Annotated in this window: 15 protein-coding genes and 1 pseudogene; 7 read left to right on the forward strand and 9 right to left on the reverse strand. The window is 66.0% G+C overall.

The window, feature by feature from the left end:
- The first annotated feature begins 90 nt into the window (after positions 1 to 90).
- Positions 91 to 384, forward strand: a complete 294-nt coding sequence (locus ING98_15185; protein MCA3103208.1) for a hypothetical protein — start codon at positions 91 to 93, stop codon at positions 382 to 384.
- Between the two features lie 129 nt (positions 385 to 513).
- Here ING98_15185 and ING98_15190 read toward each other — a convergent pair whose 3' ends face one another.
- Positions 514 to 1,707, reverse strand: a complete 1,194-nt coding sequence (locus tag ING98_15190; GenBank protein ID MCA3103209.1) for an MFS transporter — start codon at positions 1,705 to 1,707, stop codon at positions 514 to 516.
- Positions 1,704 to 5,519, reverse strand: coding sequence for an ATP-dependent RNA helicase HrpA (gene hrpA / locus ING98_15195; protein ID MCA3103210.1), 3,816 nt, complete (start codon positions 5,517 to 5,519; stop codon positions 1,704 to 1,706). Before hrpA ends, ING98_15190 begins: the two co-directional genes overlap by 4 nt.
- Before the next feature lie 830 nt (positions 5,520 to 6,349).
- Here hrpA and ING98_15200 point away from each other — a divergent pair.
- On the forward strand, positions 6,350 to 7,138 hold the full coding sequence (locus ING98_15200) for a hypothetical protein (protein ID MCA3103211.1): 789 nt from the start codon (positions 6,350 to 6,352) through the stop codon (positions 7,136 to 7,138).
- Between the two features lie 4 nt (positions 7,139 to 7,142).
- Positions 7,143 to 7,352 (forward strand): hypothetical protein, encoded by a 210-nt coding sequence (locus ING98_15205; protein ID MCA3103212.1) that lies wholly within the window; start codon positions 7,143 to 7,145, stop codon positions 7,350 to 7,352.
- 128 nt (positions 7,353 to 7,480) lie between these two features.
- On the opposite strand, the gene ING98_15210 is transcribed toward ING98_15205, so the two are convergent.
- From ING98_15210 to ING98_15230, 5 genes are all read right to left on the reverse strand, one after another.
- Positions 7,481 to 7,696, reverse strand: coding sequence for a hypothetical protein (locus ING98_15210; protein MCA3103213.1), 216 nt, complete (start codon positions 7,694 to 7,696; stop codon positions 7,481 to 7,483).
- Positions 7,697 to 7,700: 4 nt separating this feature from the next.
- Positions 7,701 to 7,898: a hypothetical protein gene (locus tag ING98_15215; protein ID MCA3103214.1), complete on the reverse strand. Its 198-nt coding sequence runs from the start codon at positions 7,896 to 7,898 to the stop codon at positions 7,701 to 7,703.
- A 60-nt stretch (positions 7,899 to 7,958) separates the two neighbouring features.
- Complete coding sequence (locus ING98_15220) at positions 7,959 to 8,246, reverse strand: PIN domain-containing protein (protein ID MCA3103215.1); 288 nt, start codon at positions 8,244 to 8,246, stop codon at positions 7,959 to 7,961.
- 124 nt (positions 8,247 to 8,370) lie between these two features.
- Positions 8,371 to 8,649, reverse strand: coding sequence for a DUF2281 domain-containing protein (locus tag ING98_15225; protein ID MCA3103216.1), 279 nt, complete (start codon positions 8,647 to 8,649; stop codon positions 8,371 to 8,373).
- A 21-nt stretch (positions 8,650 to 8,670) separates the two neighbouring features.
- Positions 8,671 to 9,033, reverse strand: coding sequence for a helix-turn-helix transcriptional regulator (locus ING98_15230; GenBank protein MCA3103217.1), 363 nt, complete (start codon positions 9,031 to 9,033; stop codon positions 8,671 to 8,673).
- A 141-nt stretch (positions 9,034 to 9,174) separates the two neighbouring features.
- Between ING98_15230 and ING98_15235 the strand changes: the two genes are divergently transcribed.
- The 4 genes and pseudogenes from ING98_15235 to ING98_15250 all read left to right on the forward strand — a co-directional run bounded on the left by ING98_15235 (position 9,175) and on the right by ING98_15250 (position 12,547).
- The gene (locus tag ING98_15235) at positions 9,175 to 9,909 is read left to right on the forward strand and encodes a hypothetical protein (GenBank protein MCA3103218.1); all 735 of its coding nucleotides are present in this window, start codon (positions 9,175 to 9,177) and stop codon (positions 9,907 to 9,909) included.
- A 314-nt stretch (positions 9,910 to 10,223) separates the two neighbouring features.
- A complete protein-coding gene (locus ING98_15240; protein MCA3103219.1) occupies positions 10,224 to 10,982 on the forward strand; it encodes a type IV toxin-antitoxin system AbiEi family antitoxin in 759 nt (252 codons plus the stop codon).
- Positions 10,975 to 11,796: pseudogene (locus ING98_15245) on the forward strand (nucleotidyl transferase AbiEii/AbiGii toxin family protein). The gene ING98_15240 and the pseudogene ING98_15245 overlap by 8 nt, the downstream one beginning before the upstream one ends.
- Before the next feature lie 19 nt (positions 11,797 to 11,815).
- Positions 11,816 to 12,547: a UPF0149 family protein gene (locus ING98_15250; protein ID MCA3103220.1), complete on the forward strand. Its 732-nt coding sequence runs from the start codon at positions 11,816 to 11,818 to the stop codon at positions 12,545 to 12,547.
- Between the two features lie 501 nt (positions 12,548 to 13,048).
- Here ING98_15250 and ING98_15255 read toward each other — a convergent pair.
- Both ING98_15255 and ING98_15260 read right to left on the reverse strand, forming a co-directional pair.
- Positions 13,049 to 14,245 (reverse strand): hypothetical protein, encoded by a 1,197-nt coding sequence (locus tag ING98_15255; GenBank protein ID MCA3103221.1) that lies wholly within the window; start codon positions 14,243 to 14,245, stop codon positions 13,049 to 13,051.
- Between the two features lie 166 nt (positions 14,246 to 14,411).
- Positions 14,412 to 14,592, reverse strand: a 181-nt coding sequence (locus ING98_15260; GenBank protein ID MCA3103222.1) for a transposase, incomplete at its 5' end; no start/stop codon positions are given.

The following is a 14,592-nucleotide window of genomic DNA, read 5'->3' on the forward strand; positions in this document are numbered from 1 at the left end:
CTGGGCCGCAGATCGTCAACGGGACGGTGCACGTACCGTTATTCGACTCAACACAGGCCATCTGTGTCATCCCAAGGAAAGGAAGAAAAAATGAGCAAGATCGTGACGATGCTGATCGCTGGCCTTTTCGTGGCAGGCAACGCAGTTGCACAAGGCACCCCCGCCCCGTCGGCTCCCGCGAAGAGCCCGGTCGCCGCCACCCCGGCAGCGCCCGCGAAGAGCACGGCCACCGCCACCCCGGCAGCGCCCGCGGCCCCCGCCGCAACGCCGGCCACCCCGGCCAAGCCGTCGACCGGTGCGCCGGTTGCCGAGGCGAAGAAGGCCGACGCGAAGGCTGCCGTTACCGAGGCGAAGAAGGCCGTGCCCGAAACCGCCAAGAAGTAACTGCACGGTGGCGGCTGCATCGCGATCCGATGCAGCCGTCGCAGTGCAGCCCCCTGCGCCCCTGCGCAGACGGGCTCGTGCGAGCGGACGTACCTGCCTCCAAGCCAGGGACGTCCGCTCTTTCTTCGTTCAGTCCGGCGACGGGCGAACGAACAGCGCTGCTCCGGCCAACCCGAGCAGACCGACCAGCACGAACGAGGCTACGTAACTCCCGGTCGCCGCGTGTGCTACATAGAACACCGTCGGCCACACCATCACCCCGGCATAGGTGCAGAACATGGTGCCACCGGTAGCCGCAGTGGCCATCCCGGGCGGCGCGCGATGCGCGACCTCGGCGAGGTACACGCCGTTCCATGCGATCGACGAGAGGCCGGCAGCCGCTGACATTGCAATAACCGCCGCCAGCGGCCACGATGGCTGCACGCAGGCCAGGCCGAGCGAGGTCATGCCCATCAACAGGCTCACCAGCGCGAGCGTGCGCCGCGGCGCCAGCAGATTGTCGGCGACCCAGCCCCAGCCGATGCGACCGACCAGTCCGCCGATCATCGCGCAGGTCATGGCGAGCCCGGCCTGCCCCAGGCCCAGCCCGGTCTCGGTGAGAAACACCACCAGATAGGTGACGACGCACATCTGTATGCCGGCAAACACGAACGAACCGATCGCCAGTTCACGCAGCCTCGGCAGGCGCCACACCAGCGCGAGCGAACCGAGCGGCGACGTGCTTGCTGACGGACCGCTGCCACGCACGCCTTCATCGAAGTCGCGCTGCAGCGGCTGGCACAGCACCGCACCGGCGACAACGGCCGCGGCCAGCACGAACGCCGCCACCTGCCAGTCGAACGCCGCCACCAGTGCCGGGATCGCCAGGCCGCACACCCCGGCCCCCACCGGCACGCCGGTCTGCTTGACCGAGAAGCCGAGCGACCGGAAGCGCGCCGGCAGGGTCGACACCAGGATGATCGCCGATGACGGCGTGACAGGCCCGTAGCCGAGCCCGAGCAGCATCGCACCGAGCACCACCAGCGGCAGCGAGGCGGTGGCCACCAGCGCGATGCCCGCGGCGCACAGCAGCAGGCAGATCTGGCTTGCACGCAACGCGCCGAGCGCAGCCACCGGGCGGGCACTGGAGACGGCGGCGATGGCGGCGAACAGATAGACGAGCGAGGTGAACACGCCGACCGTCGACGGGTCCAGCCCCATCGTGCGGGTGGCCGCAGGTGCGAGCACCGGCGGTGCGAAGATCACCAGCGCGACGCCGGCCTGCACCGCGAACGCGACGCCGACCGCGGTGGTCACGCCGACCCTGGGCGCATCCGCGCTCACTGCAGTTCTTCCCAGGCCTTCTGCAGGCGCTTGATCGACACCGGTGCCGGCGTGCGCAGTTCCTGGGCGAACAGCGATACCCGGAGTTCCTCGACCTGCCAGCGTAGCGCCTCCGCGCCCGGGTCGGGTTCACCGGCCGCGTGTCGTTCTTCGAGCCGGCGGTCGATCCGCTTCGCCAGGCCGGCAATCGCCTCGGCATGCCGGCGATCACGGTCCGGGTTACCTGGATACTTCGCCAGGCGCAGTTCCATCGCCTTCAGGTAGCGCGGCAGGTGCGGCAACTGCTCCCACGGGGTGCCCAGCATGAAGCCCGGACGGACCAGCCGCGACAACTGCACGCGCATGTCGGCGGCGATGCGCGCGAGCGCCGGTGGCGGCGATGACACCAGCGGCGCGACCTTCGCATACGCCTGGGCCACCTGCCCGAACAAGCGGAGCGCGCCATCGGCCACCGCAGGCACTCGTGCGCGCGCGCGCGTGCGCTGCTGCTCGTACTGGGCCTTGGACCGCGGCAGCAGGTCATCGCCGATGAAGGCGCGATCGGCCACCGCCGCGACCACGTCCTCCACCAGCGCATCAGGCGGCGCCACCAGGCGCAACGCGAGCAGCGCCTCCTTCTGGTCGCGCACCCGCTTCTCGAGCATGCGCATCGGCTCCTTCATCTCGAGGCGCATCAGCCGCACGACGCCGCGGCGGGTCGACGCAGTCGCGGACGGTTCGGTGTCGAACAGGCGCAGCGCGACGCCCTTGCCTTCGTCCTCGATGCCCGGATGCGCGGTCAGGCGCCGTCCGCCCTGGGTGACCGCGATCGACGCCGGCAGCTCGCCGAAATCCCAGGCCGTGATGCCGCTGCGTTCGAACGCGCTGCCGGCCTCGCTCACCGCGAGCTGCGCCGCCTCGCCCAGCTGCGCGCGCAGTGCCGGCAGGTCACGCCCCAGCGCCAGCTCGCGCCCGGCGTCATCGACCACCCGGTAGTTCATGCGCAGGTGGGCAGGCAGGTCGCCGCTGCTGGTCGCCGACTGCTGGATCGCGCGCCAGGTCTCGACCGTGAAGGCCTCGCCGGTCTCGCGCTTCACGAACGCGACCAGGGCCTGCTCGAAGGGCGGCCGTCCGCCGGCACCGCGCGCGCCGACCGATTCTCCACCGCGGTCGACCCATTCGAGGAAGCGGGTCACATGCTCGGGCACCGGGATCAGCCGCTTGCGGATGGCCTTGGGCAACGCCTTCAGGCAGGCCGCGACCTTGTCCCGGATCATGCCCGGCACCAGCCAGTCGAACTGTCCGGGATCGATACGGTTGAGCACCGGCAACGGCACCGACAGCGTGACCCCGTCGAGCGGATGCCCCGGCTCGAACCGGTAGACGAGCTTCAGGACCAGCGCATCGACCTCGACCTGCGCCGGAAAGAGTTCTTCGGTGACCGCCGAGGCCGCATGGCGCATCAGGTAATCGCGGGTCAGGAACAGCCGCTTCGGGTCGTCCTTCTCGGCCGTACGCCGCCAGGTCTCGAACGCTGCGCCATTGTGGATGCCCTCGCCGACACGCTCGGCATAGAACTCGGCGATCGCCTCGGGATCGACCAGCACGTCCTTGCGCCGTGCCTTGTGTTCCAGCGCCTCGACCTCGCGGATAAGCCGCCGGTTGTGCTCGAGGAACGGTGCCTGCGTACCCTTCGGCACCCAGGCGCCGTCGACCAGCCCTTCGCGGATGAAGATCTCGCGCGCCTTCACAGGGTCGATCGGACCGTAGTGCACCTTGCGCCGGGCCACCAGCGTCAGCCCGAACAGGGTCACCCGTTCGTATGCGATCACCATCGCGCGTTCGGCCTCGAAACGCGGATCGAAGTGTTCACGCTTGAGCAATGCCGCGCCGACCTGCTCGATCACCTCGGGCTCGACCCTGGCCACCAGTCGTGCGTAGAGCCGGGTGGTCTCGGTCAACTCCGCCGCCACCACCCACTTCGGCTTCGCCTTGCGCAGGCCGGACGACGGATGCACGTTGAAGCGGATGCCGCGCGCGCCGGCATAGCCGTCGCCCTCCTCCAGCTTGAAGCCGATGTTGCCGATGAAGCCGGCGAGCAAGGCCCGGTGCAAGGCATCACCCTTGGCGGGCTGGTCGTTGATGCGCCAACCGAGCTCGGACACGGTCGCATGCAACTGGCCATGCACGTCGCGCCATTCGCGCAGCCGGCGCGGCGACAGGAAGCGCGCCTGCATCGCCTCGACATGCTTGCGGTTGGACTTCTTGTGCTGCAGCGACTCCTCGTGGAACTTCCAGATCGCCAGCAGCGTCGCGAAGTCGGACTTGTCGTCGACGAACTCGGCATGCGCACGGTCGGCGGCCTCGGACTGCTCGAACGGCCGGTCGCGCGGATCCTGCACCGCGAGCACCGAGCACACGACCAGTGCCTCGGCCAGGCAGCCGCCGTCGCGCGCTGCGACCAGGATCCGGCCCAGCCGCGGATCGGTCGGGAAGCGCGCCAGTTCGCGGCCGATGCGCGTCAGCCTGCGCGCCTCGTCGATCGCGCCGAGCTCGGTGAGCAGCTGGTAGCCATCGGCCACCGCACGCGGCGTCGGCGGGTCGATGAACGGGAAGTCCTCCACCTCGGGCAGCCCGAGCGCCTTCATGCGCAGGATCACCGCGGCGATCGAGGTACGCAGGATCTCAGGGTCGGTGAACGCGGGACGCGCATCGAAGCCCGGCTCGTCGTACAGCCGGATGCAGACGCCCGGGCCCAGGCGTCCGCAGCGCCCCGCCCGCTGGTTCGCGGCCGCGCGCGACACCGGCTCGACCTGCAGCATCTCTACCTTGTTGCGGAAGCTGTAGCGCTTGACCCGGGCGACGCCGGTATCGACCACGTAGCGGATGCCCGGCACGGTGAGCGAGGTCTCGGCGACGTTGGTAGCGAGCACGATGCGCCGGCCGCCATCGGGCTTGAATACCCGCTCCTGTTCCTCGAAGGACAGCCGGGCGAACAGCGGCAGGATCTCGTAGCCCTTCGGATGGTGCTTGCGCAGTGCCTCTGCAGTATCGCGGATCTCGCGCTCACCCGGCAGGAACACCAGGATGTCGCCACCCATCGAGCCGGCGGTCCGGTCACGCGCGAGTTCGTCGACTGCATCGAGGATCGGCTGCGCCGGGTCCTCGTCGCGCGCATCGTCCTCGTCGGCCTCGACGGGAGGCCGGTAGCGCGTCTCCACCGGATACAGGCGACCGGACACCTCGATCACCGGCGCGCCGTCGAAGAACGCCGAGAAGCGCTGCGCATCGATCGTGGCCGAGGTGACGATCACCTTCAGGTCCGCGCGCCGCCGCACCAGCCCGCGCAGGAACCCGAGCAGGAAGTCGATGTTCAGGCTGCGCTCGTGCGCCTCGTCGATGATCAGCGTGTCGTAGGCACGCAGGTCGCGGTCGTGCTCGAGCTCCGCGAGCAGGATGCCGTCGGTCATCAGCTTCACATGGCCATCGCGCGAGAGCTTGTCTGAGAAGCGGACCTTGTAGCCGACCACCGTGCCCAGCGGTGTTCCCAGCTCCTGCGCGATGCGGGTGGCGACGCTGCGCGCCGCGAGCCGCCGCGGCTGGGTGTGTCCGATCAGCCCCTCGATGCCGCGGCCCAGTTCCAGGCACAGCTTGGGCAGCTGGGTGGTCTTGCCCGAGCCGGTCTCACCGCAGACGATGACCACACGGCTGGCGCGGATGGCTTCGGCGATCTCGGCCCGCTTGCCGGAGACCGGCAGCTCTTCCGGATAGGTGATCGGCGGCAGCGCGGCGCGGCGGCGGGCGATGTCGGCGGGGGAGAAGCGGGCGGTCACGGTTGCTCGATTGTAGTGCGGGCGCGCTGGCGCTCGCGCGGGTCTGCACGCAGGGCCGGATGGAAAGAAAACGGCCGCGGATCGCTCCGCGGCCGTCCACTGCAGGTGTTGCTGCTGTTGCAGGTACTGCTGGTTCGACTGCCTGGCTGCACGCCATGGCCCTGGAAACAGTCAGGGCCGACGCGCTCCCGGCGTCGAGGCGAAGAAGTCGAACGTCAGTGGCAACGTGCCTTCATCGTCTAGGAGGACGAATCTGCGCTGGAATTACGCGCGGTCGGTCGACTTGATCACCACGCCGGGAAACGCTGGCGCGACACCCGCTGCCTTGACCGAGGCCACGACAGGGGAGAACTGCAGCAATCGACTAGACATCGGATCACCTCCTTTCCAGAAGCCCGGCACATGCCGTGCACGAACGGTAGCAGAGCAAGCCGAGCCGATCAAACCCGTGACGCGCGTCTGTCCGGTCGCGGCCACGCCGGCCCGGCCGGCGGGTGGCCTCAGCCGGCAGCCTTCCGGTTATCGACCAGCTTTGCATCCACCAGCTGCACGATCTCGATCACGCCGTGGTCAGTGGTAGTCGTCCTCGAACTGGTGGCGTACAGCGAGCACCACGACGTCCGTCGCGGACTCGATCTCGAAGAGCGCGATGTACCCGGCCCGCCCGAAAGGGATTATCAGCTCGCGCAGGAACGGGCTGTCCGCAGCGCAGCGTCGAGTTTGCGCTGTAGCCTGGCGACGACTACGTCAGCTTCGACATAGTCGCCAGAAGCCTTCGCCTCGTCCCGAGCGCCGAATCGGGGTCAGGTCTTGAGTTTTGCATCGGCGCGATGAAGACCCGACCCGACCGCCGAATCGGCGTCAAGTCGGGCGCGGGCACAAAGCCGGTGCCGAGTCTGGAGGCTCGAACCCGCGGACGGCAGCTATTCGATGCGGCGATCAACGGAACCCGTGGGCAGGTTGCGCTCGGCCCGGCGAACGATTCGAGTTCGGTCGCACAAACGTTCCCGAGCACACCTGGCGGCGCTGCAACACACAGGCCGCGGCCACGGCTGGCCGGTGATCGGGTAATCAACGTAGGCGTGGGGACGATGCAAACGGCACTGGATGTCGTGGCTGCCACCGAGGCGCCGGTCGTCTCGCAGGTCGCCGGCGCCTCTTCTGCGCTAATCTCCGTATGGCAGCGTGACTGGGTCGGAGCCGGCGTGGCCGTGGCGGGCATGGCGCCGATCATCGGTGCTGGAGCTGATGCGACAAGGCTGGGCGTGCGCGCGGCTGATGCCGCAAAGGGGGCAGCGGAAGCAAGTAGCTTGGCCAACGCCGCAAGACTTCGCGGCCAGCTTGCTGGCAAAGAGATCGCTGGCGGCCACGCCTTTGAAAAGCACGTCCTGAATCAAGGCGAGTTCGAGGGCCTCGGTATCCGCACTCGCGAACAGTTTGCGAACCACATCGAGAACGTGGTCAACAACCCGACTGCTTCGCGCCAACTGAGTGGCGGCCGGCCGGCGTACTGGCAAGACTCGACCGGCACTGTGGTGATCAGAAACCCACGCGCTGCCGACGGTGGCACAGCGTTCCAACCCACGAATGGCCGCGCCTACTTTGACGGCTTGAGGTAGAGACATGGAAATCATCGACATAGCTGCAGAGCGTTCCCAGGTCGAGATTGGCCGGGACGAGCTTCTGATCGTGAACGCCGCGCTCAACGAGGTCTGCAATGGAGTTGCGGTGTTCGAGTTCGAGACCCGGATCGGTGCGGATCGTGCGCGCGTAGCTGCTCTACTGAAAGAGGTGGGGGCGCTTCTCGACAAGATGGACTCGCCGCACGAGTAGCCGTTCGCGAACCCGACAACGTCCGCCCCGAGTGAGCATGAGCACACTCTTTGATGGCCCTCTGATCAGGTTAGTTGAGGGTCGGACGGCGTGACGCCGCCGCCGTCAGGCGGCGGGTGCTCAAGAGGTCAGAATGGATCGCTGTGTGGATCGGCTTCGTGCCCGGTGAACAGGGGTAGTTGGCTGCGGTCGCGTTGGTCCTGTGCCTGGGCATGCCGGTGCCGCAGGATCTGAGCGGCGTAGGCCGACTCGAAGTCGGCGATCAGGTCGTAGAGGAAGTCCAGGACCTGAGCGGTAGCCTCGTCGGAGAGCCGGGGCCGCGGTTGCGGTAGGTAGTCGTCCATGGGCTCACCGTCCTGCTCGTTGGCGCGGCTTGGCCGCGCTGCTGCTGTTCGCGTCGGCGAAGACCTCGAAGTACAGCTTCTCGTCGAGTACGCTGGCTTGGCGCTGGACCGCAGCAGTGAGCAGTTGCGCGCTCATCGTGGTCATCACCCGGTAGTTACCCGCGGCGTGGTCGCACAGCATGGCGCGCAACTGCGGCGTCATGAGCGTGGCATTGCCGGCGGTGCCCAGCAGGTGCTCGTGCTCACCCGAGCGGGCGTTTTTCTATGCGCCCGCTGCGATGCGCCTGACCGCCTCAGCCGCATCGACGATGTCGATGCCCTGATGACTGCCCAGGGACAGCAGATGCTTGCGATCCCCCGAGACGATCAGATCAGCGCGCGCTGCGATAGCGGCGGCAATGACCTGATCATCATCGACATCGCCAACCACCACGCGCGGCACGCTTGCGGGCTCCACCAGTTCGATGGCCTCGACGAAATCGGCCAGCACCTCGCGGGCAGATCGGCCGATCAAGGCCAGCCGCTTGGTGGCTGACGGCCGGGTGAGCACATCGGCCAGTTCTTCGAGCAGCGCCGTGCTGCTTTAGAGCTGGATGCTGGAGCGCTGGCCGATGGTGGCCAGCAAGCGATACGGCGTACCGCGCCACAGCAGCGCCGACAACACCACGTTGGTATCAAGAACGATCCGCACCCGAACCCTTGCTGGTTGATGCAGCTTGCCGCGCCCGGCGTTCTGCCCGTGCCGCATCGATCTCGGCGGCGATCTCGTCCTCGTTCATCGGTGCCGCGCCGGCCGCTTCCAATGCCGGCGCGATGGCCAGCAGGCGATCGAGCGCGCTGCGCTTCCTGGCCTTGGTGGCCAGGAACTCCACGAAGTCTTCCACCTCGGCCACCTGTTGCGGCGACAGCGTGCGGATCTTCGACATCAAGCTCTGTTCGACGGTTGCATTCATGGTCGCTCTCCTGGCTGGCGGTCAGCGCGCCAGCGCCTGAAGCTGCTTCTTGGTCAGGAAGGCATCGAGCAGCTTCTTGACCACGTTCTTGTCTTCGTCGGGCAGTTGCTCGACCTCCTGAAACTGCTTGAGCAACTCCCGGTCCTCGAAGCGCGCCTTGGCTGCCTCGTGGGTGGCGCCATCGAGCAGGTAGTCGCTGGTCACGCCCAGCGCATCGGCCAGGCGCATCAGCGTGTCTCCGCTGGGGCGTGAGGCCCCGCGCTCAAAACGCCCGATGTGGGTGTAGTGCAGCCCGGCCAGTTGCCCCAGCTCGGTCTGCGACAGGTTCTTGCTCTTGCGCAGCTCGCGCAGCCGCTGCGCGAAGCCTTCCAGCGTCTCAGCCATATCCAGCACTCCAGCCGCCAAAACAGTGTTCGATGGAGCCATGGTGCCGCATTTGCGCAGGAAAATCGGCGCTTGCATGCACGACTCTGAATCGTAAGTGCTTTATATGGTAAAGCACGCCCGCTGGATTCTCAAGCACGTTTGCTGGCCGTCTACGGCGATGCACGGCTGTGGTTCCTGATCGCGCAGGCCAATGGGCTCTCCAGCGACGCGGACCTCAGAGCCGGGCAGACGCTCAACGTGCCCAATCGGGTCACCAACCTCTACGCCTCGGCGGAGACGGTGCGGCCGTATTCGCCCGGCGAGATCGTCGGCGATACAACTCCGACCTTGCCCGATCCGCCGCCCCCGCCTCCCCCGCCCCAGAGACGCGGTGGGTGTGGCGGGTTCGGGCAGGTGCTGGTGATGGTGGTGAGTATTGCGGTGGCCGTGGCGATGCCTGCAGCGATGAGTTGGACTGCCGGCCAGTTGACTCTGGGCCAGGCGGTGACCATTGGGGCAGTGAGCAACGTCGCCGGTCAAGTCGCCGGCAACATCGCCGGGGTGCAGAAGGGCTTCAACTTCCGATCCCTGGCCACCAGCTTTGCTTCAGCAGGGATCAGCTACGGCATCTACGGCGGCAATGTTCCCGGCAAATCGCTCGCGGACAGGCTATTGCCCGGAAGCCTGGCGACAGGATTCGCCGGGGCTGCGTTCAATGCCGCCGCCGTCAGCCTCCTCGGACAGGGTGCGGCGATCCTGGTCGGCGCGCAGCAGCGATTCGACTGGCGCGCGGTGGCCGCAGCCGCTGTCGGGGGTGGTGTGAGCGCGGCGCTGGGCTCGACTGCGCTGGGTCAGGTCGGGATGATTGCAGCAGCGCGACGTGAGCGGCCGTGACAGGCCGCCCCGGCGCCCGCAGCGTAACCGGCGCGCGACTGCGTGCTGTCTCGATGAAGGCCATTGCGCCAGTATTCGAGGGCTGGCCGACGCCGTCAGCGTGAATCAGGGCGCGCGGCCAGGCCCGATTCGAGGCCACCAGGTCGGGGGCTAGAACTGCCAATGCTCAGGCAGCGGCTTTCGTCCCGGTTCGGATCGGTCGATTGAGACTGTCTGCTTGGATCGTGTGTTGCAATTAACCCATGAGTTGAATTCAAGCGTCCGGCTTAAGTGGCCTATCCGCATGTGATTGGATCCTGTGGCATTTTTCAACCATGGATTCAAATTCCCGTCACCAGATCCTCAAGCGCCTGCAGACAGGTCTTGCCCGTGGTGCGCCGTTCGACCTGAGCACCCTGGCACGGATCGGAGTGTCTGCCCCGCTGGCTGCGCGCTACGCCGAAAGCGGCTGGCTAGTGCGCCTGGCACAGGGCGTGTACGCCTTCCCGAAGGACGATTTCGGGGTGTACGGCGCACTGATGTTCCTGCAACAGCGCGTGCCCGGGCTGCACATCGGCGGCAAGAGTGCGCTGGCGCTGCAGGGCGTTCGACACAACCTGGGCGTCCGCGAGCCCCTGGTACTTTGGGGTGATGTCCGCTTCGCCCTGCCCGACTGGTTCACCTCGAGGTTTCCCGCACGCTACGTGCACGCGCGCTTGTTCGACTGGCCGGATGAGACGTTGCCAGCCAGGACCGTGGTGACGCCCGCCGGGCTGCCCGACGGACTGCGCGTGTCGGCATCGGAGCGCGCCGTGCTGGAGCTGCTGTACGACGTCGGCACCCGCCAGAGCCTGGATGAGGCTCGCAACCTGTTCGACGGGGTGCGTTCGCCTCGCAAGGAACTGATGGGCCAGTTGCTGGCCAGTTGCACCAACGTGAAGACCGTGCGGCTCTTCCTGACGTGGGCCCGTGAGAGCGGCCTGCTGGACGTGGACGATCTGCGCGCTCGCTACCCGCTGCGCACCGGCAGCGACAAGCGCTGGATGAGCCGGATGCCCGACGGCACCTTGTTGACGCTCAAGCCCCATGGATAAGGGCTACGCGGACACCGTCCGCCTGTTGCTGACCGTCGCGCCCGAGGTGTTCGCCAACGACATCTTCGCGATGAAGGGCGGCACGGCGATCAACCTGTTCGTGCAGGACATGCCTCGCCTGTCGGTGGACATCGACGTCGTGTTCCAGCCGAGGCAGATGCCGCGGGACGAAGCCGTGGCCGCAATCGACGCTGAGCTTGCCGCCATCGGGCAACGTGTCGCGTCTCTGGGTCTGCGGGCGCGGCGCTTGCGCGGCGCGGACGCCATCGACACCAAGCTGATCGTCGAGTTCGATGCTCCGATCCTGGCACGCGACGAGCTGTATGCCGGCAAGCTGGTGGCAGCACTCGACCGGCAGCACCCGCGAGACCTCTTCGACGTTTAGCAGCATTACGAATCGGGCGGCCTGACCGACGCCATGGTCGAGTGTTTCGTGGTCTACCTCGCGGGCCACAACCCGCCGCTGCACGAAGTGCTCTTCGGCAATGACAAGGACATCGCTGCCGATTACGAACGCGCTTTCGCAGGCATGACAGAAGTGCCGTGCACGCTCGATACCCTGCGCGCCGCCCGCGCCCGACTGCGGCTTGAGTTGCCACACCCCCTGACTGCCATGCACCGGCAGTTCCTGAGTGGACTGGTGCGCGCCGAGCCGGACTGGTCTTTGATGCAGTACCCCCACGCGGCAGAGCTGCCGGCCCTGCGTTGGAAGCTCGCCAACCTGGAGACTTTCCGAAAACGACGGCCCGCGGATTTCCAAGCCCAGGCCGAGGCGCTCGATGCCGGCCTGAATCGCGTCGGTGCGCTACGATGAGATCGACCGGGATTACGAATTGACTATGCCACCCACCCCGCATGGCTTCTCCCCCCTATCCGACGAGGAAGTCGATGAACTCGCAGCCTTCCTGATGGAGGACCGCGACGGGTCCGAGGCGATGATGTTCGACACGATGGACGGCTACATGCATGCCGTGGCCATCGGGCCCACGACACTGAAGCCTCAGCAGTGGCTGCCCCCGATCTGGGGGCTTGCGCAGGATCAGGGGATGGTGCCGGCCGCGCAGAGCCTGGAGCAGATCAACCGGATCCTGGAACTGGTGATGCGCCACTTCAACAGCATCATCGCTGGCCTGGAGGACGAGCGGCCGGACATCTACCCCCATTGGTGCGTCATGGTGTTCGACGGCCAGGAGTTCGATGATGCCGAGGGATGGGCCTGGGGCTTCGTGCAGGGCGTGGACCTCTGCCGCGCCGATTGGCAACCGCTGCTGGAGACGGATCAGGGCCAGGCCTGGTACCGGCCGATCGGACTGCTGGGAGAAGACGACTTCGGACCCGAACAGGACACACTCACGCGTACGCCGGCACAGCGGGCCGAACTGGCGCTGCAGATCCCCGAGGCAGTCCTGCGCATGCACGCCCACTGGCTTCCCCTGCGCCGGGCCATTCACGAACGGGCGGTGGCCCGGACGCTTCAGACGAAGGTAGGCCGCAACGAGCCGTGCCCCTGCGGCAGCGGCAAGAAGTTCAAGAAGTGCTGCGGAGCACCGGCCGACTTGCACTGACACCCGGATCGCCAGAGACGAGGACAGCTTCACCACGCTCAGCCGGAGGAATGCGACCGGCCGGGGACATTGCAATCGCTGCTCGGCCGAGTCCTGACATTCGAATGTCCGCTCGAGACTGGTTGCGGACGTTCGGACTTGGTCGGTGAATGTCGGCGATCGCCGATACCTGCCGTTGGCCAACTTCTCTGGCGGCTGTCCGCTGTGCCTCGGAACTTGACGCTCGGCGGCCGCGGAGCGCATAGGCGGGTCAGCGGCTCGGCGACGACGTCCGGCAAACGACTGCTCCCACTGGAGTCGAGCGGTCGCTGCCGACCCAAAGCCGAAGTCTGCCTAGGCGAGTGAGTTGCCCAAAAGCCGTCGCTCAACGTGAAGGTGACCGGCACGTTGCGGCAAGGCGCCGCGAGGCTCCGTCGGATATCCTGCACCTCGCGGCGCCTTGCCGCAACGTGTCCGAGTCGAACGACCTGTTAGACCGCTGCTCGTGCGTGACACGGTTGCTCATGGGTTGCTCGAGCCACTCAAAAACGGAACGAGGCGATCATTTATGAAGTGATTCGGCCGCCAACCTTTCAGGAGTTTCTCGATCAGGAAGTTATCGAAGAGCCCTGCCGCGAATCCAGCCATCGGATTCGTTGCGTCTGCGGCTAGGGTGAGCAGATATCTGATTACCTTTGACCTCGGTGTCTGTATCCAGTCTTGAGAGGAGATGGTGCGCAAATACTCACGTGCCAGCCCCTCGTCGGGGTTTGTTGACTTGAGCCACTCTCGAAACTTTGCCGACTTATCCAAGAGGATCATAAACTCCTGAAACGATCTTGCTCCAGAATCCACTTGTTCCGCGACAGTAGGCATGTCTGGCAGAACCACCTCAGAAAAGTCTTGACGCGCCTTCGCGTTCATCTGTGAGCGCTTCAGCAGCACGTCCACCTTCAAGCGAATTACCGAGGACGTCACTGCAGACGTCACGAAGTCTCCTCCGTAGTGCGCAGCAAGTGCAAGGTCCGCGCGGGCGTCTTGAACGTGACTCAAGATGTGGGCTGTCGTAAGTGGTTCTACAGAGGGCGTCATCGCCGCTCGGGCGCGATTAACTCGTTCGTAGTCGACGTTGTCGAAGAAGAAGAAGCCCTGCTGGCCCTTAATGATTTCAACCTTCAAGTCGGGGCCAGGGCGATAGCCTCCAGTCGTCCGGGCAAGGATCTCGGAGAAAGCGGTCGTCAGATACGCGGTGTCGTTCAGATCGCTGCGAGTTGCCTCAGGAATCCCGCCTTGTATGAAGTGGTTGCCGCTCATCTTTCGGATAGGGACTAGCCTCAGAAACGCCTCTGCGAACTTCTTTGACTGGTTTTTCGCAATGCCGCTCAGCTCAAGCTCATGCCTCAAGCGAGCTTCAGGGGTACCCAGTTTCTCCCCGGCAGCAGTTCCCGACAGAGTGAATGCGACGAAGTCGTGACACTGTGACACACCCACCGAATTGGTCATTGTTGCCAGCATTTCCTCGGTGTACACCGCCGAGAAGTCGGCACGTGCCACGAGCGACAACAGACCTGAAGCTCCGATTTGACGAAGAAGCTCGAACAGGGTCTGCCGGTCGATGACGAGGTGCACCTTCTGATAGAACAGAAGCGCCTCTGCGATCTGACCCGCGGAAATTGGGTTCCCAGATTCGGCGCGACGAAGAACGACATGATCAAACATAGAACCTGCGGTCTAACGAAGCTGTGCAAAAACCCGGGTGGCAGCACTCGCGAGCCGGGGTGATGTGATCGATTGGCGTTTCACGCCGTCTGGCTTCCTGGTTTGCATTTCTGCCTTCTGCAAGCGCTATGGATCGCTCTGTGGGGGCATGCTGCCCCGCGAGCCGTCACTGTAACTCGCATCTGGCCAGTTTCTCAATGTTGTGCACGAGGCAGAATAGTCGCCACTGGGTTCCGACCTTGTTCAGCCCGCGCAGCGTGAACCGGTTCAGGCGCTTGTTGTGCCGCAAGTTGCCGAACACCGGCTCCACGGTTCCGATCCGCTGGCTATAGCGACGCCTGCCCTCA

The sequence above is a fragment of the Rhodocyclaceae bacterium genome, from assembly GCA_020248265.1.
In the GTDB taxonomy this organism is placed as follows: Bacteria; Pseudomonadota; Gammaproteobacteria; order Burkholderiales; family CAIKXV01; genus CAIKXV01.